Here is a 17,907-nt window from a genome sequence, read left to right on the forward strand (position 1 = left end):
AAACCGTACTCGTGCACTCTGTTGCGCATCAGTCGCCACCCCCTTATATAGCCCGTGTCGGAAAAGGCAGAGTTGGTTTGGTAAGCCCAACTCCTTTCGCCAGCGAATTCCTTTCGCCGGGAAAGTTCTGGTCTTTGGCTTCGTGCACGAGATCCCCGCGACGAACATCGGACGCTGCTCAAGCGCCCAATCGTTCGTCCGTGTGGGTCTCAACGCGAGGAACGCTCCGGTCGAACATCGACCAAGGAGTAGTTCATGCACAACCCCAATTCATATGATGTCGTGATTGCCGGTGCTGGCCCCGTCGGCCTGTTTCTCGCCTGTGAGCTGCGCTTGGCGGGCCTCGCCGTGCTGGTGCTGGAGCAGGCCGAGCATCCCAGCTCGCCTCTCAAGCGGCTGCCCTTCGGCATGCGCGGTCTTTCAGCGCCCACCATCGAAGCTTTTCACCGTCGCGGCCTGCTCGGCGACATCGCCGCGCCGCAACAGGCGGGCAGCGGCGTTGCGGATGCCGCGCACTGGATGCAGCAGGCGCGCCGGCCCGGCGGCCATTTCGCCGGCATCCAGTTCTACCTCGACACCGTCGACAGCTCGAAATGGCCTTATCGGCTGCCGGACGCGGCCGGCACCCACATGGCGTCCGACATGGAGGCCATCGAAACCCTTCTGGCCGCGCGGGCAAGCGCGATCGGCGCCGAGATCAGGCGCGGCCTCCGCGTCGAGGACGTCAAGCAGTCGGATGACCACGTGACCATCCGCGCCGGCGGCGAGACGTTTCGCGCGCGCTGGCTCGCCGCCTGCGATGGCGGCCGCAGCGCGGTTCGCAAGGCCGGCGGCTTCGAATTCGCCGGCACCGATCCCGAATTCACCGGCTATTCCGTCGAGGTCGAGTTGGCCGATCCCGACAAACTTCAAGTGGGCCGCCGCTACACGGCGACGGGCATGTATACTTACGCGCGGCCGGGCACGATCGCGATGGTCGAGTTCGACGGCGGCGCTTTCCATCGCACCCGGCCGGTCACACCAGAGCACGTGCAGGCGGAGTTGCGCCGCGTTTCAGGCACGGATGTCACCCTGACGGAACTCCGGCTTGCCACCACCTGGACGGACCGCGCCCACCAGGCGACGGCCTACCGCAGGGGCCGCGTGCTGCTCGCCGGTGATGCCGCGCACATCCATTCCCGGCTGGGCGGCCAGGGGCTCAACCTTGGACTTGGCGACGCGATGAACCTTGGCTGGAAGCTTGCCGCGACCATCCGCGGCGACGCGCCGGCGGGCCTGCTCGACAGCTATTTCGACGAGCGGCACCCCGTCGGCGCGCAGGTCCTCGACTGGTCGCGCGCCCAGGTCGCGTTGATGCGGCCGAGCCGCGGTTCGCGCGCACTCGAAGCCATCATTCGCGACCTCATCGGCACGCGCGACGGCGCGACATACTTCGCCGGGCGCGTCTGGGGCGTGTCCCTGCGCCACGAACTCGGCAGCGCCCATCCCCTGGTCGGCCGCAGCGCGCCCGACTTCGAACTGGCCGACGGGACAAGGCTCGGCGAGCTTCTGAGGTCCGGGCGCGGCTTCCTTCTGGACTTCGACGGCCATGCCCCGCTTCAGGCACTTGCCAGCCGCTCGAGGAACCGGATTACCTATGTCGCCGGCAATGCCGGGGAGCGGCTGGGCTTGAGTGCCCTGCTCGTGCGCCCCGATGGCTTCGTCGCCTGGGCCACCGACGCTGATCCAGACCTCGAGGGAGTTGCCAAGGCCGCGGCGCGGTGGTTTGGCGAACCCGAATGAAGCGTGTCCATCGGGCAGGGAATCAAAGTGCCCCGCCTATGAAATCGAACACCCGCCAGGTCCCCTGCTAGGGGGAACTGATCGAGCCTGATTTCGGTTGTCTGTTGTGCGAACGATCGTTGCACGGCAGGCACCTGACGAGCGAAGATGAGACATGAAACCTGCAGCCAAGCAGCGCGGTTCCCTGCGGAAGATCCTAGGTGGCATCGCAGCGGCGATCGCGACCACCCCTGATCGGACGGCCGAGCAAGGCGCGAGCGCCGCGTCAATGGTTGCCGAATGGCCGCTGCCGCCATCGGCGACGCTTGGCTCCTCCTTGCGCCTGAAAGGGATCGAACGCGAAGTGCGAGCCAGGCTGCCCTGGACAGTGAGGAAATTTGCCAAGGCCGAGACCGGCCGCATCGTCTTGCGCATGCCGCAAGCCGACGCGGATGCGTTCCGGGCCGCCTCGGCGACCATCTCCAGGACACTGGAAGGGATCGAAGCGCTGGCCGTGCTTCCGCGAGAAGCGGAGGACATTCTTACCATCTCGTCGCGCGAGCGGCACAAGTGGCTCAGGGATGGTCGCCTGAAAAGCATCGGCACGCGCACCGTGAAGATGCGCGGGCGATCCAAGGCCGTGACCTTCCATGTCTTCGATCCACGCCACATCGAGGACGTTCTTGATCGTGACCTGGCGACCGCCTGGCGGGAAGAGGACGCGAGGGAAACATCCGAAAACAGGCGGCGCGGAGCCGGCAAGGCCGCACTGACGCGAGCAGGCAAGCGGACGGGCAACGCCCGCAGGACCAGGAATTCGAGAAAAGACGATTCGCCAAAGCTCGAGGGCTGGGACACGTTCGAGGCGGAGGGATTGCTGCGGTAAAGCAACAACTCCAGCAAAACGTGTAAAGATTTTCCGCGAGGATCGCGCTCGCGCCGCATTCCCGTCTATGGATATCTCGCCTTAACGGGGCCAGCAGCGCCGAGATCGCCCTGCAATTCCTTGGGCAAGGGAAGGCTCGAACATTGCAGATGGACGTCGCGTGCGAGCAGCTTTCGCTGCTTCTGCTCGTGCTCCTTGGTGGCCGCTATGATCCCCAAGCCATACGGGCCAAGTGCGACGAATTCCCAACCCGGATGCGTTTTTTCGCGGACCGCGTAGTCCGAGGCCGCCGCTCGAGCTTGCTGGCATTGCGGCGTTGCCCATTTCTGGTCCTGCTGCGAAAGCGAGGCTCCGTAGTCGACCGGAGAGGTCGCGCATCCGGTCATCGTCGCCGCCAATGCGGACATTGCAAGCCCCACGGCAATTTTCATCCAGAATCCCCTTGCCAACCACCGTGGAGAGTACACGGACGCCGTCATCTCACAAGACGACCGTTGCGACCAGAGCCGGCCTCGTTTCCGGGCGGCCCGCCCATCGCCAGGATTTGGACCGCGGCTTGGAACCAATGATGGGCGAGACTGTTCAGTTGTAACTTGATACGACCCCGACATTCTTGCCGGCGGGCAAGGCGGCCATCTTCAGGAGTTCCCATCATGACCATTTCGTCCGGATTTCGTTCAATCGCCGTTGCCGCGATCGCCGCTGCGGGCGTCAGCCTGGCCAGCGCCGCGCATGCCGACAGCGGTAAAATCCGCTTCTCCGTCTACAAGGCGGCCTTCTTTGTCGGCGGCTCAGGTGGCGAGGGCACGCTGACTTTCCATGGTCGCAAATACCCGATCTCGATCGGCGGCGTCTCGGGCGGCCTCGCCTTCGGGGTCTCCAAGACCTATTTCCAGGGCACCGTGCGCCACATCAAGCGCGTCCGGGACGTGACTGGCGTATACGGCGCCGCCGGCGGCGGCGGCACGCTCGGCAAAGGCGCCCAGGTGATCGTGATGACCAACGACAAGGGCGCCCAGCTTGAACTCACGGGCCGACAGGTGGGCCTGCAGGTCAACGCCGATCTGAGCGGGCTCGCCATCTCGCTGAGATAAGCCTCGTGGCATGAAGCGCGTCGCCATGACCGTGCGACGCGCTCCGGCACACATGTTGAAACTGGAAATCAGCTCCTCAGCCCGGGTGCTTCCTGTCCAGTGCGCTCGACATATTCCGTATAGCCGCCACCATAGGTGTGGATGCCTTCCGGCGTCAGTTCGAGCACGCGGTTCGACAGCGCGGCCAGGAAATGCCGGTCGTGCGAGACGAACAGCATCGTGCCCTCATACTGCGACAACGCCTCGATCAGCATCTGCTTGGTTGTGATGTCCAGATGGTTGGTCGGTTCGTCCAGCACCAGAAGGTTGGGCGGATCGAACAGCATCAGCGCCATCACCAGCCTTGCCTTCTCGCCGCCTGACAGCACCCGGCATTTCTTCTCGATCTCGTCGCCGGAAAAGCCGAAACAGCCGGCAAGTGCCCGAAGCGGCGCCTGGCCGGCCTGCGGAAAATTATCCTCCAGCGTCTGGAACACGGTGCGCTCGCCTTCGAGCAACTCCATGGCGTGCTGGGCGAAATAGCCCATTTTCACACTCGGTCCCCGCGCCACCGTGCCGGTATCGGGATCGGAAGCGCCGGCCACCAGCTTCAGCAGCGTCGATTTCCCCGCGCCATTGACGCCCATGATGCACCAGCGCTCGCGGCGGCGGACCTGGAAGTCGAGCCCTTCATAGATGGTGCGGCTTCCATAGGCCTTGTGCACGTTCTTCAAGGTGACGACGTCCTCGCCGCAGCGCGGCGCCGGCTGGAACTCGAAATTCACCACCTGGCGGCGCTTTGGCGGCTCGACGCGGTCGATCTTGTCTAGCTTCTTCACCCGGCTCTGCACCTGCGCGGCATGCGAGGCACGCGCCTTGAAGCGCTCGATGAAGGCGATCTCCTTGGCCAGCATCGCCTGCCGACGCTCGAACTGCGCCTGCTGCTGCTTGTCGGCGATCGCCCGCTGCTGCTGGTAGAATTCGTAATTGCCGGAATAGGCGGTGAGCGATCCCGCATCGATCTCGACGATCTTGTTGACGATGCGGTTCATGAACTCGCGGTCGTGCGAGGTCATCAGCAGCGCGCCGTCATAGCCTTTCAGGAACTGCTCAAGCCAGATCAGGCTCTCAAGGTCGAGATGGTTCGACGGTTCGTCGAGCAGCATGGCGTCTGGCCGCATCAGCAGGATGCGGGCCAGCGCCACGCGCATCTTCCAGCCGCCCGAGAGCTTGCCGACATCGCCGTCCATCATCTCCTGGCTGAAGCCCAGACCATCAAGCACTTCGCGCGCGCGGCCGTCCAGCGCATAGCCGTCGAGTTCCTCGAAGCGATGCTGCGCCTCGCCATACTTTTCGATGATCTCATCCATCCGGTCGGCCTGGTCGGGGTCGGCCATCGCAGCCTCGAGTTGCGCCATTTCGGCCGCCACCTCGCTCACCGGCCCAGCACCGTTCATCACTTCCGCGACCGCGCTGTGGCCCGCCATGTCGCCGACATCCTGGCTGAAATAGCCGATGGTGACGCCACGATCGACCTGCACCTGGCCCTCGTCAGGCTGCTCCTGGCCCGTGATCATGCGAAACAAGGTCGTCTTGCCGGCGCCGTTCGGCCCGACGAGGCCGATCTTCTCGCCCTTCTGCAGCGTGGCCGACGCCTCGATGAAGACAAGCTGACGGCCGTTCTGCTTGCCGATGTTTTCAAGTCTGATCATGGTGGTCCGGGGGAGGCTCGAAGGAGATTGGAGGATTTGCCCGCGCCCTTACGCGAATGAAGATGCCAGGGGAAGAGGCAGAAGCGCCGCGGATGCCTTGGCGGAGCACGAAGCGCCGATCTCCTCGGCCGGGGGGATCGGTTGTTTGCATGGCTGCTCCTGCCTGCCGGCGCACATAAAAATCGACGGCCGTCGAAATCCGCGATTGTCGAACGACTTCGGTTTGGCGGCCTTTACAGGCTGACCATCGACATCAACAGGACAGGACCATGGCAATGGCCAAGATGCTCGTGATCTACAAAACCCCGGCCGATCCGGCCGCGTTCGACCGGCACTATTTCGACGTTCATATACCGCTTGCCAAGAAGCTTCCCGGGCTGCGGCGCTACGATGTCAGCAGGCGACCCATCGTCAAGCTGTCGGCGGGCGAGATGCCTTATCTGGTGGGAACATTGTATTTCGACAGCCTCGACGACATCCGCACCGCCTTCGCCTCGGTAGTCGGCGTCGCCTGCGCCGCCGACCGGCGGATACTGGCTCCGGGCGACGACGATCTGACGATGCTGTTGTTCGACGCCGACGAGGTGTGATCCCGACCGCCAGAAACACTCCAGAAACAAGATTCAACATCCGGGAAAAACTGAGGAAAACATCGTCGGGCATAACATGCTCGTGGCAACCGGACAGCGGTCGCCACCAATGCAAGGGATGCTGCCCGCGATGCAACGACATTCGACCGGATGGATGAGTGCGCTCGCAGGCATTTCGCTGGCCATGCTCGCGGTCGCACAGTCGGGTGCGGAGGCGGCGGTCACCCGAAGCGAATATTGCAGCCGGCTCGGTCTTCAACTCGACGGCGCCATCCGGACCAAGGCCGAACCCGGTGCCAGTGCGAGCCAGATCGCGCAGGCAACGGCACTGCAGGACAAGGCGAACCGGTTCTGTGCCGAGAGCAAGCAGGCGCAAGGCATCCGGACCTACGCCAACGCCCTGAAGCTCCTCGGTGTGACACCGGTCGACCTCAACCAGTGACGAGCAATCATCCCCCTTGAAGACCCGACATGAAAAAGGGGCGGCTTTTTCCTGCGGGCAATTGCGCGAGCGGTCCGCCCCTCGCCGCTCTCGTGCCGATAGCTTACTTCTCGCCCAGATGCTGGGAGCCCCCCTGCTTCCATCGGTCGCTTTCCATGGTCTGCAGCCGGGCCACGTGCTGGCGCGCTGCGTATGGAAGAGATGATGCACGGTTAGCCGGCGAGATTGATGGGAAAACAACCAGTTGGCAGAACTTCCCGATTCAGATGCTGAACGCCGTTAGGCAATGCCAAGCGCCGCCGGAATTCCAATCCTCATCTTCACCTCCTGTTCAACGACCGCCATCACCATGGCAGTCCCGCCATCACCATGGCAATCCCGCCATCACCATGGCAGTCCTGCCGTCACCACGGCAATCTCTTGCCATCGCGAAAAAAGCCACCGGTCGGGCCGTCGTCCGGCAAGGTCGCGGCCCAGACGATGCCGGCCGCTCCTTGCGCGACCGGGCGTCCGCCCGGTCCGCCCATGTCGGTGGCGACCCAGCCCGGGCAGACGGCATTGACCAGCACGCCGGAGCCGCGCAGCTCCGCCGCCAGCACGCGCGTCAATGCGTTGAGCGTCGCCTTCGAGGTCGAATAGGCCGGCGCCCCCGGCCCCATCGAGGCCAGCGAACCGCCTTCGGACGACACATTGACCAGTCGGCCGTGGCCGCCCGCCCCGAGCAGCGGCGCGAAGGCGGCGGCCGCCCGCCAGGCGCCGAAGACGTTGGTCTCGAACGCCTCGCGGATGACGGTCCAGTCGGGCCGCGAGGCGCGCGAGCCGGTGTCGTAATGGACGGCGGCATTGTTGATCAGCACATCGAGCCGGCCGAACCGCCGCTGGACCCCTTCGGCTGCCGTCCGAGCCGCGTCAGGCGCGGCGACATCGAGCGCGATGACCTCGACATGGCCATCGAGCGCCTTGGCCGCCGCCTCGCCTTTGGCGACATCGCGCACGCCGAGCAGTACGGTGAAGCCGAGCTTGGCCAACTGACGGCCGGTTTCCTGCCCGATGCCGCGATTGGCGCCTGTGACGAGGGCGACTTTGCCGGAATGGATGCTCATCTGTCATGCCTTTGTGGATGTCGACCATCGAAGCGAAGATGGCACGGACGGAATTGATTTATTAGGCGGCGGAGACCGCAGTCATTGTGCGATCGGTTGCATGAGTTGCTTGGGCAGGAATCGGGTGTCGGCAGGCGCCGCGCCATGCAATCGGTGATCCAGCACGAAGACCGGTCATGCTCACGCTTTACGATTATCCGCCATCGCGGAACGGCTGGAAAGTCCGGGCCCTGCTCGGATTGCTTGAGATTCCCCACGACAGCCACCCCGTCTCGATTTTCGAGGGCGAGAGCCATACGAACGCCTTCCAGGCGCTCAACCCGGCAGGCGCTGTTCCCGTACTTCAACTCCAAGACGGCAGCGCAATTGCCGAATCCAATGCGATCCTCACCTTACCTCGCCGAAGGCACGCCCTTCCTGCCGTCGGACCGCTATCGGCGTGCCAAGCTCATGCAATGGCTGTTCTTCGAACAACACAATGTCGAGCCCATCATCGGCTCGCTGCGCTTCTGGACCTCGACCGGACGGCTCGAGCGCAACCAGGCCATGGTTGCCGGAAAACGCGAAGCCGGAGCCAGCACGCTCGCCACCCTGGACCGCAGCCTTGGCGAGACGCCGTTCATCGCCGGCAGCGACTTCACCATCGCCGACGTCGCCGTCTATGCCTACAGCCACCGCGCCGGCTATTGCGGCTTTTCGCTGCCTGACTATCCGGCGTTCGCCGCATGGACGGACCGCGTGCGCGATGCCATCGGACCCGGCCACCCAGTCCATCCCTAGTATCGATCCGCATTCCGGATCCTGAACGCATGCGCCGACAGGCCCGGACTACAGCGGCTCATTGCTCCCCGCCAGAATCCGTCTCTGTTTACACCGCGGTGGAATAGGGATACTTTTTATCCTTAATAGGTCGGTCGGTACCGACCCCGGAACCCGTGGATGATCCTGAAAAGCCAAGTCGAATGGGCACTGCACTGCTGCGCCATTCTCGCCGGTCTGCCCGAGGGACGGTATCTCTCGACAAAAGCGCTTGCCGAGTTCCACGGCCTTCCCAAGGAATATCTCTCCAAGGCACTGCAAAGCCTGTCGCAGGCGGGACTGGTGCACACCACGCTGGGGCCGTCGGGTGGATACCGGTTGGCGCGGACGCCGGCAGAGCTGACCTTCCTCGACATCGTGGAGGCGGTTGAGGGCAAGGCGCGGACGTTTGTTTGCAACAATATCCGCGAGAACAATCCGTGTCGTCCCCAAGGCTATTGCGAAAGCAACCCTTGCCCGGTGGCGCGCATCATGTGGGAGGCCGATGAGGCCTGGCGCGCAAAATTGCGCGCCGTCAGGCTTTCCGACCTCACCGAAGCGTTGGCGCTCGACATCCCCGCGGAGCTTTGGAAAAACAGCTTCGAATGGGTGCTAGAGCGCGCCGGATGAACGTGGCCGCATGACCGTCGCGGGCGGCTGGTCTCCCGTCGCCGGCAATAGGACGGCGTAGCTCTGAGGCGACATCGCAAGGCGCAGACCATTCGTCTCGCAATGGCGGTGGATGAGGTCGATCACCTCATTCCTCGCCAGCAAGCGGTCGCCTGGACCGGCCACGGAAAAGAGCAGGTCCATGCCGATCGCCACCGCGTCGATCTCCTTGAGCGCGACGAGCGGTGGCGGCTCCTTGACGATCCGTTTGCAGCTCTGGAGGACCGCGAACATCGCCTCTTGGATGACGTGCGGCGCGTGCGTGGCCGCGATCCGAATGGTCAGGGTCATCTGCTGCGTCGCGTCGGGACGGCTGAGATTGGTCAGGCTGAGCTTCGCCAAGACGCTGTTGGGAAGGACGACGATATTATACGCACCGGTAAGCAGATGCGTGGAGCGCCAGGTTGTTTCAACGACACGTCCTTCCGTGCCGTCGCTCAGCATGATCCAGTCGCCGAGCGTGTAGGGTCGGCCCAGCGTCAGCGCGATGCCGGAGAAGACGTCACCAAGCGTGTTCTGCAGCGCAAGTCCGACCATGATCGCGACCACGCCTGACGTTGCCGCCAGCGTTCCGATGGGAGCACCGAAGACGAAGCCCGTTATCGACAGCGCCACGCCGAGATAGATCGCGGCGACCACCAGGTCCTGGAGCAGGCGCGCTTCTCGCGGCCTGTGCTCCAGAACGACGTAGAGGCGCACGAAGCCGACGAGCGTCCAGGCAAGATGCGTCCACCAGAGGATCCGCGCGGACTTCGCCAGATACGCGCCCGTTCCCTGGAGGTCCGCCTGGTCGACCCAATGCGGCAGGATGCCGCCGAAGCCGAGCACGGCCGTCATGACGGCGAAGAACAGGATCTGGACGATCAGGCGTGCCATGGGACGCCCACGGCCCTGGAAATACCAGACGACGATGCCGGCAAGCCCGAGAAGGTTGATCAAGACCAGAGCCAGGAAATGATGATCGCCGAACATGGGCTCACCGACAGTATTGGCTGGCGGCAGGGCCGGACGCGAGCAAGGGCGACCGGCCTCGCGCCCCTATTTCTTGGCCGGATAGGTTAATTCCTTCTGGGCGCTATCGACCACGAACACCGCCAGCAGCTTCGCGGGCTTCGTCTCGCTGCCGTTTTCGCTCACGCTGTGGCGATCACCCGGCATCTCCGAAAAGCTCTCACCGGCTTTGTAGACCTTGACCGGGTCGTCGTTGACCTGGCTGCGGATGGAGCCTTCCAGAACGGTGGCATAGATGAAGGCGGAGCTTGGATGCGTATGCGCCTCCGAGTAGCCGCCGGGGCCATATTCGACGATGATGCCCTTGATGCTTTTGCCCGGGGCATTCGGCAGTTCATGCTCATAGACGAGGGTGACCTTGGCGGCCTTCTCGCCGGCGTGATGGGCCTCCTTGGCGCCAACCTGGCCGGCCAGTGCCGCTGTCACGGCGAGCGCGATGGCGATTGACTTGATCATTCGAAAACTCCTTTGTGTGTTGAGCTACGGCGCATCCCCTGGCGGTCATTTCCGCGCCGCGGTGGCGAACCATTGTTCGAAGGTGATGCGGCCAAGGCGCGGATTGTTGTCGGAGACGAGCGAAGTGTCGTTCAGCCTCGCGCCGAAGTAGAGCGCCTCCGGATCAGCCACGACCTCGCGGGGATCGCCGACAGCCTTGAGGTAGCGGGCGACGAGTTCGCTCATCCGCGCACGCTCCGGACCGGAAATCTCGATCATGCCGTTGATCGGCGCGCCGAGCGCGATCTCGGCCATCACATCGGCGACGTCGTCCGATGCGATGGGCTGCACATAGGCCGGCGACAGGTGCACGGCCTCGCCGACCGTGCCGGACTTGGCGATGCTGGCCAGGAATTCCATGAACTGCGTCGAATGAACGATGGTGTAGGGGATGCCGGAGGCCTTGATAAGCTCTTCCTGGACGAGCTTGGCACGAAAATAGCCGCAGTCCTGCAGGCGTTCGGTCCCGACAACAGAGAGTGCGATGTGGTGCCTGACCCCGGCAATTTTGCTCGCGGCGAGCAGGTTGCGGCCTGAAGTGGTGAAGAAATCCATGGCGGGCTGGTCCTCGAACGAAGGTGAATTGGCGAGGTCGATGACGACCTCGGCGCCAGCGAGCGCCGCCTCCAGGCCTTCGCCCGTGATGGTGTTGACGCCGGTATTCGGGGCGGCGGCAACCACCTCACAGCCCTGCTTGCGCAGCCGTTCGACCGTCTTGGAGCCGATAAGCCCGGTGCCCCCGATGATGACGATTTTCATGATAGTCTCCGTTCGCGGTCGCGCCGCGTCGTTGATGGTTTCGTTGAGGGAGAGGTCAGTTCAGGCCGGCCTTGTCGAGGCCGTAGAGCTTGTCCGCGGAGCCGGGCACGGCCTTGAAGGCGACGCTGACACGGTTCCAGGCGTTGATGGCCATGATCGAGAAGGTGAGGTCGGAGATTTCCTTCTCCGAAAGCTGCCCGCGCACGCGTTCATAGAGCTCGTCCGGGATACCGCCTTCGGGGAGTTTGGTGACGGCTTCGGTCCAGGCAAGGGCGGCACGTTCGCGGGGAATGAAAAGGATCGATTCGCGCCAGACGGGGAGATGGTACAGCCGCAACTCGCTCTCACCGTGGATCTTTGCTTCCTTGACGTGCATGTCGAGGCAGAAGGCGCAGCCATTGATCTGGGATGCCCTGACGTGGACCAGATCGCGGAGCTTCTCTTCGATCGCGCCATGTGTCTCGGCCATGCTGAAATCGAGGAGCTTCTTGAAGAGTTCAGGCGATTGCTGGGCGGCGTTCAGGCGCTGCGTCATGGCTTTTCCTTTATGGATATCTAATATCCTTAAGGACAATTAATATCCATAATGACTGGACAGTAAAGCGCCACCCGCTTAGGATGCGGACATAAGGCTTATGTCGAAAAGTATGAGGGCGAGGATGGACGTCGTATCGGCGTTGCGAACGTTCCTGCGGGTGGCGCAGACAAAATCCTTCTCAGCGGCCGCCATCGACCTCAATCTGACGCAGCCGGCTGTATCCCGCCAGGTCTCCGCGCTGGAATCGCATCTCAAGACGCGCCTCTTGCACCGCACGACGAGCGCGCTCGCTTTGACGGCGGAGGGTGAACGGATGCTGCCGATGGCGCTGCGCGTCATCGAAGCGGTCGAAGCGCTCGGCGAGGCCAGCGGCGCCGAAGCGGCAGCCATATCCGGAAAGGTGAGGCTCAGCCTGCCGACGCCCCTCGGCGTCTTCCTCAGCGACCGTCTGGGAGAGCTGCTGGAGCGCCATCCGGCACTTCAGGTCGAGTTGCTCCTTCGGGATGAACCGTCGGACGTGGTCGCGAATGCGATCGATCTCGAGGTACGCCTCGGGCCGGTCTGTGACAGCAGCCTGATCTGCCGCCGGATCGGCTGGACAACTGCCTTTCTCGTGGCCTCCCCAGCCTATCTCGAGGGACGCAGCACACCGCGGACGCCGCAAGACATCAAGGATCACTCCTGCATTTGCTACAGCCGTGGCGGCGACGGCCGGTCATGGTCGTTCTCCAGTGGAGCAGAGGAAGTCGTTCTGCGGATTGAGCCCCGCCTCGTCGCCAACAATTCGATGGCCGTCCATCGCGCGACCCTGGCGGGAGCCGGGCTTGCGGTGCTTTCCCACATCCTCGCCGGATCGGACATCGAAGCGGGGAGTCTGGTCAAGCTGATGCCGGATTTTCCGCCGACTCGCCTGCCGATCAATGTCGTCTACCCGTCCCGCCGGAATATCCCGCTGCGTGTGACAACGGTCCTCGACTTTCTTGTCCAGGCCGTCCGCAGCGATGTCTTGATGGCTTCGTCGGCGCCCGCGCGCACAATTCCCGAACCCTTGACCCACATTCCCGCGTCTTAAGGCTCCTATTTCTTTCCCTGCGGATAGATCGTCTCGCCGCGCTTCAGCATCGCCACGAAGGTTTCGATCTTCTTCTTGCGCCCGGCTTCGGTCTTCATGTTGTGGGTGCGGAAGGCGAGCGAGAAGCGGTTCTGCGCGCTGAGCTTTTCCAGCATCGCCTTGGCAGCCGGCTCGGCATCGATCGCCGCTTGCAGATCATCGGGGATTTTCATTTCCTTGCCGCTGCCATAGGCACGTGCCCAGCGCCCGTCGGCCCTGGCCGCCTCGACCTGTTTCAACCCGTGCTCGGTCATGCGGCCCTCCTCGATGAGCCGCGCGACATTGTCGATGTTGATCTTGCTCCAGATGCTTTTTTTGCCGCGCGGCGTGTAGCGCTGCAGGAAACTGTTCTCGTCCAGTCCCTTGCGCACGGCGTCGATCCAGCCGAAGCACAGCGCGACGTCGATGGCTTCCTTCGGTGTGATCGACTTCAGTCCCGACCCCACCTTGTGGACCTTGATCCACACTTCGGTTTCCGTGGCGTGGTGCTGGCCAAGCCAGGCGTAGAAACTCGCCGCATCGGGGAATTCCCGGACCTTGTCGGGGTCGACCTTGACCGGCGCCATCAGCCGGCATGTCCGTTCAGGATTGTCGTCATCGGTATTACCTTCATCATCGTGCGATTGCCGCCATCATGGCATGACCCATTGTCAGTTTTCGTCAGCAATGGAGCACGCGGTCAGGAAGCACCGGAACGTGCCATCCAGCACCGCGTTGCGGCAAGAGCGCACCGTTCGATGGAGGTTTCCTAATGGCAATCGAAACCATTTTCGCACATGTCAATTGCTCCGACCTCGAGGCCAGCATCGGCTGGTACGGAAAACTCTTCGGCAAGCCGCCGCTGCGCCGGCCGATGCCGAGGCTGGCCGAATGGCAATTCACTGACAGTGCCGAAGTGCAGCTGTTCGAGGACAAGGAGAAAGCCGGCACCTCGACACTGACGCTCGGCGTGCTGCCGCTGGCGCCCGAGAGGCAGCGGCTTCTAGATGCCGGTCTCGAACCCGGCCCGATCGAGGAGGCCGACCATTTCTGGATCATGCGCATGCGCGATCCCGACGGGAACCTGGTGGTGTTCGCGAGCGCCGAACGCGAATAGGAGCGCCGAACTGCCCGCGCAGGACGGCATTTCCCTCCTGCGCCCCAGGACGGGGAGATAGGCCGCCTAGGCCGGCGGCGGGACTGCCGGCGTCAGCCCATGGCGGCGCATGATCTCCATCATCCCGGCTTTGTCAGGCGGACCGCCGGCGGCGGCGTGGAACATGGCGAAAATCTCGCGAAAATAGTCCGGGCCGATCGCCGCCGGGGTGACAACGCACAACACCTTCGCGCCTTGGCTGCCATTGTTGTCGAACCGGTGGACGGCACCGCGCGGAATACACAGCGCATCTCCCGGTCCGACCTCGATCGGCTTGCCGTCGACGGTCCAGGTCAGCACCCCGTCAACACCATAGATCGTCTCCTCGTAGTGATCATGGCTGTGCGCCGGCGCCAGCAGGCGCAGTCCGCTGGCTACCTTCAACTCGAAGGCGGCGACGCTGCCATTCGAACCGTCGCCCGTCACCAGGAAGCGAATCGCTAGCCCCTTGTCACCGTCGCCAATGGTTTCGTCGGCTGGATTGACCTGAAGCTGCATGGCTGACATTGCGCAAATCCTCCCGGTAAATTACATTTACTAGCTATCAGTAAACTCAATTTACCGGATCGTCAATGGCCACCTCCAACGAAGTTCTGCGGACCAAGACCGAGGACCTTTTGATCGGCGCCCTGCTGCGCGTGCCAGCCCAGGCCATCCAGCGCCGGCTGATCAGGGAGCTCAACGCCGCCGGCTTCGACGAACTGCGTCTTCCGCATATGGCCGTGCTGCAGTTTCCCGGCCCGGACGGCGCGCGGCCCGGAACGATCGCCGAGCGTGCCGGCATGAGCAAGCAGGCCATCAACCAGTTGCTCACCAGTCTGGAAGGGTACGGTTATCTCGTCCGCTCCGACGGCGAAGGCAGCGCGCGCGTAGTGCGGTCCACCGAGCGCGGCCACGCCGCTTTCTGGAAAATGGTCGACATATTGCGCGACATCGAGGAGGACTGGCGCACCGAACTTGGGCCGAAGCGCTTCGCCGAACTTAAGGTGCTCTTGTTCGCGGTCTGGGATAGCCCGCTGGCCCGTTGAGCAAGCTCCGGCTATCGAGGCAATCGGGTTTCCAAACCGCACCGCGCCGGGACCAATCGGCATCTCCGATAGCACCATCGGTTTCTTCCGTTTCCCCTCACCGCATCGAGCTGTCAATTCCCTGCCCTTGTCCAACCAAACGAAGGCAGAGCGGAAATGAGCATTTCGAACCAGAAAATCCTGATCGTCGGCGGCGGGTCCGGCATGGGCCTCGCGCTTGCAAGGCGCTGCCTCGCAGCCGGGGCCGAAGTTATCATCGCCGGGCGCGGCGAGGACAGGCTTCGGCAAGCGCGTGAGGCGCTGGGTAATCCCGCAGGGCTGGGGCTGGCCACTGTCGACATCACCCGGGAAGACCAGGTCGGGGCGTTGTTCGCCGGGATCGGCGGCCTCGACCATATCGTCAGCACCGCCGCCGACATCGAAGGCGCCTACCGGCTGCTGCCGGAGCTCGATCTCGAGGCGGCGCAACGCGTGGTCCACAGCAAGCTCTTCGGCCCGCTGCTGCTTGCCAAGCATGGTTCGCCACGGCTAGCAGTGGCTGGCTCGATGACCTTCGTCTCCGGCATCGCCGCCTACCGGCCGGCCGCGCGCGGCTCGGTCGTCGCCGCCGTCAATGCCGCGCTCGAAGGGCTGGTGCGGGCGTTGGCGATAGAACTCGCGCCGCTCCGCGTCAACGCGGTGTCGCCCGGCTGGGTCGATACCGAGATTTGGGCGCAGGTTGCCGGCAAGAGGAAGGCAGAGACGCTTGCGGCCATGGCCGAGCGCCTGCCCGTCGGCAGGATCGGCCAGCCCGAGGACATCGCCGACGCGATTGCCTTCCTCATCGGCAATGGCTTTACCACCGGCACGACGCTCCACGTCGAGGGCGGACATCGTCTCGTCTAAAACAGACGGCTCTGCGAAATGCTTTCAAAGCAAGACCTTGGAGCGGCTTGAGGACTCAGCGTCTGAACTGGCTTTCGAGGATGCCGGCGCCTGCATGTCGCGCGCGGCGGTGAGCAGTCGGCGCAATGCCGGCGGCTGGACGCGCCGGCGCCGCCAGATCATCATCAGCGGCGCCGTCTGTTTCGGGCCGGGCCAAGGCAGTTCGATCAGCTCACGACGCTTGAGCGCGTCGCTGACGGCCAGACGTGGAACGAGCCCCAGCCCCGCGCCGGCCGCCACCAGCCGGGCAATGGCACCGATGCTGCCGACTTCCGCGGCAAGTTCAGGCGCACCAGTGCCCGCCTCGGCAAAGGCGGTGTCGAACATGTGCCGGTAGATGCACCCAGGCTCCGTCGTCACAAAGCGCAGCGCCGCAAGGGCGGCAAGGTCGCACGGAGCCAGCTTCTGCCCCGGCGCGGTGACCAGTACCAACGGTTCGGCCAAAATCGTGCGCCTGGCGAAGCGCTGATCAGCGCCGCCGTCGGATATGTCGCGGCGCTCGAAACAGAAGGCGACATCGATGTCGCCCTCCTCCAGCAGGCGCAGCAGCGTGCCGCTATCAGTGACTTTAATCCGCACGGCGATATCAGGATAACTGGCCTGGAACCCCGGCAGCCAGGGCGCCAGCCGGGCCGAGGCGATCGTCTCAAGGGCGCCGATGGTCAGCGCTCCGCTGGTCTGTCCCGCCACCGCGAGCACCGCCGCCCGCGCTTCGGCATCGAGCCGCAGCAGTTCCTCGGCGATGGGCTTCAACGCCAGTCCCGCCGGGGTCAGTTCGAGGCCCGACTTCGCGCGCGTGAACAAGACAGCGCCAAGCTCGGCCTCCAGCGTCTGGATCTGGTCGCTCACACTCGACTGGGCGAGATGAACCGTCTCGGCGGCGCGCGTGATGGTGCGGCAGCGCGCCACCGCGAGGAAGGTCTTGAGCAGTCTTGGATGCATCACCTGGCCGAAATCGCCCGGCCTACTGCAGTTGTGGCTTTTTCAGGAAACTGCCGCGGTCGGCGGATTTCACGCGCAGCCACGTTTCGCGGCCGTCGCGCACCACCCGCATCGGGATCTCGGCACCGGCCGAACCGCTTTCCCACAGCTTGCGATAGAAATCGGCGAGCCCGTCGACCGCGCCGTCGCGAACCTCGGAGATGACATCGCCTTCGCGCAGGCCGGCCTTGGCGGCCGGGCCGCCCTCGGTCACGCTCATCACCACCACCTTGCCGTCGCTTTCGGCCGACAGCGCCCCGAGCCACGGGCGCGGCGGCTTGGCCACCTGGCCACGCGTCAGCAAATCGTCGAGGATCGGCGGCAACAGGTCGATCGGCACCACCATGTTGATATCGGCCACCTCGCCGGCGCGGCTCATCTGCAGGCGCAGCGAACCGATGCCGAGCAGTGCGCCCTCGGCGCTGAACAAGGGCGCGCCGCCCCAGGACGGATGCGCCGGCGCGATGAAAATCGCCTCGTCGAGCAGATACTCCCAATAGCCGGCGAATTCCTGCTTGGTGACGATCTTGGCCTCGACTGCCCGGCCGATGCCGTCGGCAAGCACCACCGCGTCGCCGATCCTGGCCTTGCCGGCATCGCCCAGCGCCACGGCCGGCAGGCCGGTCGGCGCCAACGCCTGGACGAGGCCAAAGCCCGATTCCTGGTCGTAGGCCAGCGCATGCGCGGGAATGACACGGCCGTCATGCGAGGTCAGCCAGACCTCTTCCGCCTCGGTGATGAGATAGCCGATGGTCAGCACCAGCCCGTCATCGCGGATGACGACGCCGCTGCCCTCCCTGAGCGTGCCGAGGGCCCCGGCCGTGAAGGCATCCTCCGGAACGGTCGCCCGCACGGCAACCACGGAGCGCGGATTGGGATTGATGGTCATGA

The 17,907-nt window shown here is 64.2% G+C and carries 21 protein-coding genes and 1 pseudogene; 11 read left to right on the forward strand and 11 right to left on the reverse strand.

Annotated elements, in window-relative coordinates:
* Window positions 1–255 precede the first annotated feature (255 nt).
* A complete protein-coding gene (locus tag AC3CB8_RS25105; protein WP_352563585.1) occupies window positions 256–1,782 on the forward strand; it encodes an FAD-dependent monooxygenase in 1,527 nt (508 codons plus the stop codon).
* Between the two features lie 154 nt (window positions 1,783–1,936).
* A complete protein-coding gene (locus AC3CB8_RS25110) occupies window positions 1,937–2,647 on the forward strand; it encodes a hypothetical protein (protein ID WP_352563584.1) in 711 nt (236 codons plus the stop codon).
* A 65-nt stretch (window positions 2,648–2,712) separates the two neighbouring features.
* Here AC3CB8_RS25110 and AC3CB8_RS25115 read toward each other — a convergent pair whose 3' ends face one another.
* The gene (locus AC3CB8_RS25115) at window positions 2,713–3,078 is read right to left on the reverse strand and encodes a hypothetical protein (RefSeq protein WP_352563583.1); all 366 of its coding nucleotides are present in this window, start codon (window positions 3,076–3,078) and stop codon (window positions 2,713–2,715) included.
* A gap of 222 nt (window positions 3,079–3,300) precedes the next feature.
* Here AC3CB8_RS25115 and AC3CB8_RS25120 point away from each other — a divergent pair, with 222 nt between their 5' ends.
* Window positions 3,301–3,741 carry a lipid-binding SYLF domain-containing protein gene (locus AC3CB8_RS25120; RefSeq protein WP_023775082.1) on the forward strand — a complete coding sequence of 147 codons (441 nt, stop codon included), beginning with the start codon at window positions 3,301–3,303 and terminating at the stop codon, window positions 3,739–3,741.
* A 68-nt stretch (window positions 3,742–3,809) separates the two neighbouring features.
* On the opposite strand, the gene AC3CB8_RS25125 is transcribed toward AC3CB8_RS25120, so the two are convergent.
* Window positions 3,810–5,432 (reverse strand): ABC-F family ATP-binding cassette domain-containing protein, encoded by a 1,623-nt coding sequence (locus tag AC3CB8_RS25125; RefSeq protein WP_352563582.1) that lies wholly within the window; start codon window positions 5,430–5,432, stop codon window positions 3,810–3,812.
* A gap of 275 nt (window positions 5,433–5,707) precedes the next feature.
* On the opposite strand from AC3CB8_RS25125, the gene AC3CB8_RS25130 reads away from it, so the two are divergent.
* Together AC3CB8_RS25130 and AC3CB8_RS25135 are read left to right on the forward strand one after the other, a co-directional pair.
* The gene (locus tag AC3CB8_RS25130; protein WP_031252287.1) at window positions 5,708–6,022 is read left to right on the forward strand and encodes an EthD family reductase; all 315 of its coding nucleotides are present in this window, start codon (window positions 5,708–5,710) and stop codon (window positions 6,020–6,022) included.
* Between the two features lie 154 nt (window positions 6,023–6,176).
* The gene (locus tag AC3CB8_RS25135) at window positions 6,177–6,464 is read left to right on the forward strand and encodes a hypothetical protein (RefSeq protein ID WP_023775079.1); all 288 of its coding nucleotides are present in this window, start codon (window positions 6,177–6,179) and stop codon (window positions 6,462–6,464) included.
* A gap of 404 nt (window positions 6,465–6,868) precedes the next feature.
* On the opposite strand, the gene AC3CB8_RS25140 is transcribed toward AC3CB8_RS25135, so the two are convergent.
* Complete coding sequence (locus AC3CB8_RS25140) at window positions 6,869–7,567, reverse strand: SDR family NAD(P)-dependent oxidoreductase (protein ID WP_023795606.1); 699 nt, start codon at window positions 7,565–7,567, stop codon at window positions 6,869–6,871.
* Between the two features lie 176 nt (window positions 7,568–7,743).
* On the opposite strand from AC3CB8_RS25140, the pseudogene AC3CB8_RS25145 reads away from it, so the two are divergent.
* A pseudogene (locus tag AC3CB8_RS25145) lies at window positions 7,744–8,372 on the forward strand (glutathione S-transferase family protein).
* A gap of 134 nt (window positions 8,373–8,506) precedes the next feature.
* Window positions 8,507–8,995, forward strand: coding sequence for an RrF2 family transcriptional regulator (locus AC3CB8_RS25150; RefSeq protein ID WP_015316869.1), 489 nt, complete (start codon window positions 8,507–8,509; stop codon window positions 8,993–8,995).
* On the opposite strand, the gene AC3CB8_RS25155 is transcribed toward AC3CB8_RS25150, so the two are convergent.
* The 4 genes from AC3CB8_RS25155 to AC3CB8_RS25170 all read right to left on the reverse strand — a co-directional run bounded on the left by AC3CB8_RS25155 (window position 8,978) and on the right by AC3CB8_RS25170 (window position 11,834).
* On the reverse strand, window positions 8,978–10,006 hold the full coding sequence (locus tag AC3CB8_RS25155) for a mechanosensitive ion channel family protein (protein ID WP_352563581.1): 1,029 nt from the start codon (window positions 10,004–10,006) through the stop codon (window positions 8,978–8,980). The two genes, AC3CB8_RS25150 and AC3CB8_RS25155, sit on opposite strands and share 18 nt — an antisense overlap.
* Before the next feature lie 66 nt (window positions 10,007–10,072).
* Window positions 10,073–10,501: a cupin domain-containing protein gene (locus AC3CB8_RS25160; protein WP_023775074.1), complete on the reverse strand. Its 429-nt coding sequence runs from the start codon at window positions 10,499–10,501 to the stop codon at window positions 10,073–10,075.
* 45 nt (window positions 10,502–10,546) lie between these two features.
* Window positions 10,547–11,299: an SDR family oxidoreductase gene (locus tag AC3CB8_RS25165; RefSeq protein WP_023775073.1), complete on the reverse strand. Its 753-nt coding sequence runs from the start codon at window positions 11,297–11,299 to the stop codon at window positions 10,547–10,549.
* A 55-nt stretch (window positions 11,300–11,354) separates the two neighbouring features.
* A complete protein-coding gene (locus tag AC3CB8_RS25170; RefSeq protein WP_023775072.1) occupies window positions 11,355–11,834 on the reverse strand; it encodes a carboxymuconolactone decarboxylase family protein in 480 nt (159 codons plus the stop codon).
* A 124-nt stretch (window positions 11,835–11,958) separates the two neighbouring features.
* Between AC3CB8_RS25170 and AC3CB8_RS25175 the strand changes: the two genes are divergently transcribed.
* Window positions 11,959–12,909, forward strand: coding sequence for a LysR family transcriptional regulator (locus AC3CB8_RS25175; RefSeq protein ID WP_352595322.1), 951 nt, complete (start codon window positions 11,959–11,961; stop codon window positions 12,907–12,909).
* Between the two features lie 5 nt (window positions 12,910–12,914).
* Here AC3CB8_RS25175 and AC3CB8_RS25180 read toward each other — a convergent pair whose 3' ends face one another.
* On the reverse strand, window positions 12,915–13,514 hold the full coding sequence (locus tag AC3CB8_RS25180) for a YdeI/OmpD-associated family protein (RefSeq protein ID WP_352563578.1): 600 nt from the start codon (window positions 13,512–13,514) through the stop codon (window positions 12,915–12,917).
* 185 nt (window positions 13,515–13,699) lie between these two features.
* Between AC3CB8_RS25180 and AC3CB8_RS25185 the strand changes: the two genes are divergently transcribed.
* Window positions 13,700–14,044: a VOC family protein gene (locus tag AC3CB8_RS25185; protein WP_352563577.1), complete on the forward strand. Its 345-nt coding sequence runs from the start codon at window positions 13,700–13,702 to the stop codon at window positions 14,042–14,044.
* Between the two features lie 66 nt (window positions 14,045–14,110).
* Here AC3CB8_RS25185 and AC3CB8_RS25190 read toward each other — a convergent pair whose 3' ends face one another.
* Window positions 14,111–14,590, reverse strand: coding sequence for a cupin domain-containing protein (locus AC3CB8_RS25190; protein ID WP_023784374.1), 480 nt, complete (start codon window positions 14,588–14,590; stop codon window positions 14,111–14,113).
* Window positions 14,591–14,655: 65 nt separating this feature from the next.
* Between AC3CB8_RS25190 and AC3CB8_RS25195 the strand changes: the two genes are divergently transcribed.
* Window positions 14,656–15,111 (forward strand): MarR family winged helix-turn-helix transcriptional regulator, encoded by a 456-nt coding sequence (locus AC3CB8_RS25195; RefSeq protein WP_023775067.1) that lies wholly within the window; start codon window positions 14,656–14,658, stop codon window positions 15,109–15,111.
* Window positions 15,112–15,267: 156 nt separating this feature from the next.
* Window positions 15,268–15,996, forward strand: coding sequence for an SDR family oxidoreductase (locus tag AC3CB8_RS25200; RefSeq protein ID WP_352563576.1), 729 nt, complete (start codon window positions 15,268–15,270; stop codon window positions 15,994–15,996).
* 24 nt (window positions 15,997–16,020) lie between these two features.
* Here AC3CB8_RS25200 and AC3CB8_RS25205 read toward each other — a convergent pair whose 3' ends face one another.
* Together AC3CB8_RS25205 and AC3CB8_RS25210 are read right to left on the reverse strand one after the other, a co-directional pair.
* Entirely contained in the window at window positions 16,021–16,977 is a 957-nt protein-coding gene (locus AC3CB8_RS25205; RefSeq protein WP_352563575.1) for a LysR family transcriptional regulator, read from the reverse strand.
* Between the two features lie 22 nt (window positions 16,978–16,999).
* Window positions 17,000–17,905: a S1C family serine protease gene (locus tag AC3CB8_RS25210; protein ID WP_023775064.1), complete on the reverse strand. Its 906-nt coding sequence runs from the start codon at window positions 17,903–17,905 to the stop codon at window positions 17,000–17,002.
* Between the last annotated feature and the right edge of the window lie 2 nt (window positions 17,906–17,907).

Source organism: Mesorhizobium sp. P160927 (assembly GCF_057766385.1).

Excerpts from the sequence above, each read along its gene's own strand:
- AC3CB8_RS25160 (WP_023775074.1), bottom strand. The coding sequence starts at position 10,501 with ATGATCAAGTCAATCGCCATCGCGCTCGCCGTGACAGCGGCACTGGCC.
- AC3CB8_RS25210 (WP_023775064.1), bottom strand. The coding sequence starts at position 17,905 with ATGACCATCAATCCCAATCCGCGCTCCGTGGTTGCCGTGCGGGCGACC.
- AC3CB8_RS25200 (WP_352563576.1), top strand. The coding sequence starts at position 15,268 with ATGAGCATTTCGAACCAGAAAATCCTGATCGTCGGCGGCGGGTCCGGC.
- AC3CB8_RS25150 (WP_015316869.1), top strand. The coding sequence starts at position 8,507 with ATGATCCTGAAAAGCCAAGTCGAATGGGCACTGCACTGCTGCGCCATT.
- AC3CB8_RS25190 (WP_023784374.1), bottom strand. The coding sequence starts at position 14,590 with ATGTCAGCCATGCAGCTTCAGGTCAATCCAGCCGACGAAACCATTGGC.
- AC3CB8_RS25105 (WP_352563585.1), top strand. The coding sequence starts at position 256 with ATGCACAACCCCAATTCATATGATGTCGTGATTGCCGGTGCTGGCCCC.
- AC3CB8_RS25180 (WP_352563578.1), bottom strand. The coding sequence starts at position 13,514 with ATGGCGCCGGTCAAGGTCGACCCCGACAAGGTCCGGGAATTCCCCGAT.
- AC3CB8_RS25170 (WP_023775072.1), bottom strand. The coding sequence starts at position 11,834 with ATGACGCAGCGCCTGAACGCCGCCCAGCAATCGCCTGAACTCTTCAAG.
- AC3CB8_RS25125 (WP_352563582.1), bottom strand. The coding sequence starts at position 5,432 with ATGATCAGACTTGAAAACATCGGCAAGCAGAACGGCCGTCAGCTTGTC.
- AC3CB8_RS25165 (WP_023775073.1), bottom strand. The coding sequence starts at position 11,299 with ATGAAAATCGTCATCATCGGGGGCACCGGGCTTATCGGCTCCAAGACG.
- AC3CB8_RS25155 (WP_352563581.1), bottom strand. The coding sequence starts at position 10,006 with ATGTTCGGCGATCATCATTTCCTGGCTCTGGTCTTGATCAACCTTCTC.
- AC3CB8_RS25120 (WP_023775082.1), top strand. The coding sequence starts at position 3,301 with ATGACCATTTCGTCCGGATTTCGTTCAATCGCCGTTGCCGCGATCGCC.
- AC3CB8_RS25140 (WP_023795606.1), bottom strand. The coding sequence starts at position 7,567 with ATGAGCATCCATTCCGGCAAAGTCGCCCTCGTCACAGGCGCCAATCGC.
- AC3CB8_RS25110 (WP_352563584.1), top strand. The coding sequence starts at position 1,937 with ATGAAACCTGCAGCCAAGCAGCGCGGTTCCCTGCGGAAGATCCTAGGT.
- AC3CB8_RS25195 (WP_023775067.1), top strand. The coding sequence starts at position 14,656 with ATGGCCACCTCCAACGAAGTTCTGCGGACCAAGACCGAGGACCTTTTG.
- AC3CB8_RS25185 (WP_352563577.1), top strand. The coding sequence starts at position 13,700 with ATGGCAATCGAAACCATTTTCGCACATGTCAATTGCTCCGACCTCGAG.
- AC3CB8_RS25115 (WP_352563583.1), bottom strand. The coding sequence starts at position 3,078 with ATGAAAATTGCCGTGGGGCTTGCAATGTCCGCATTGGCGGCGACGATG.
- AC3CB8_RS25175 (WP_352595322.1), top strand. The coding sequence starts at position 11,959 with ATGGACGTCGTATCGGCGTTGCGAACGTTCCTGCGGGTGGCGCAGACA.
- AC3CB8_RS25205 (WP_352563575.1), bottom strand. The coding sequence starts at position 16,977 with ATGCATCCAAGACTGCTCAAGACCTTCCTCGCGGTGGCGCGCTGCCGC.
- AC3CB8_RS25130 (WP_031252287.1), top strand. The coding sequence starts at position 5,708 with ATGGCCAAGATGCTCGTGATCTACAAAACCCCGGCCGATCCGGCCGCG.
- AC3CB8_RS25135 (WP_023775079.1), top strand. The coding sequence starts at position 6,177 with ATGAGTGCGCTCGCAGGCATTTCGCTGGCCATGCTCGCGGTCGCACAG.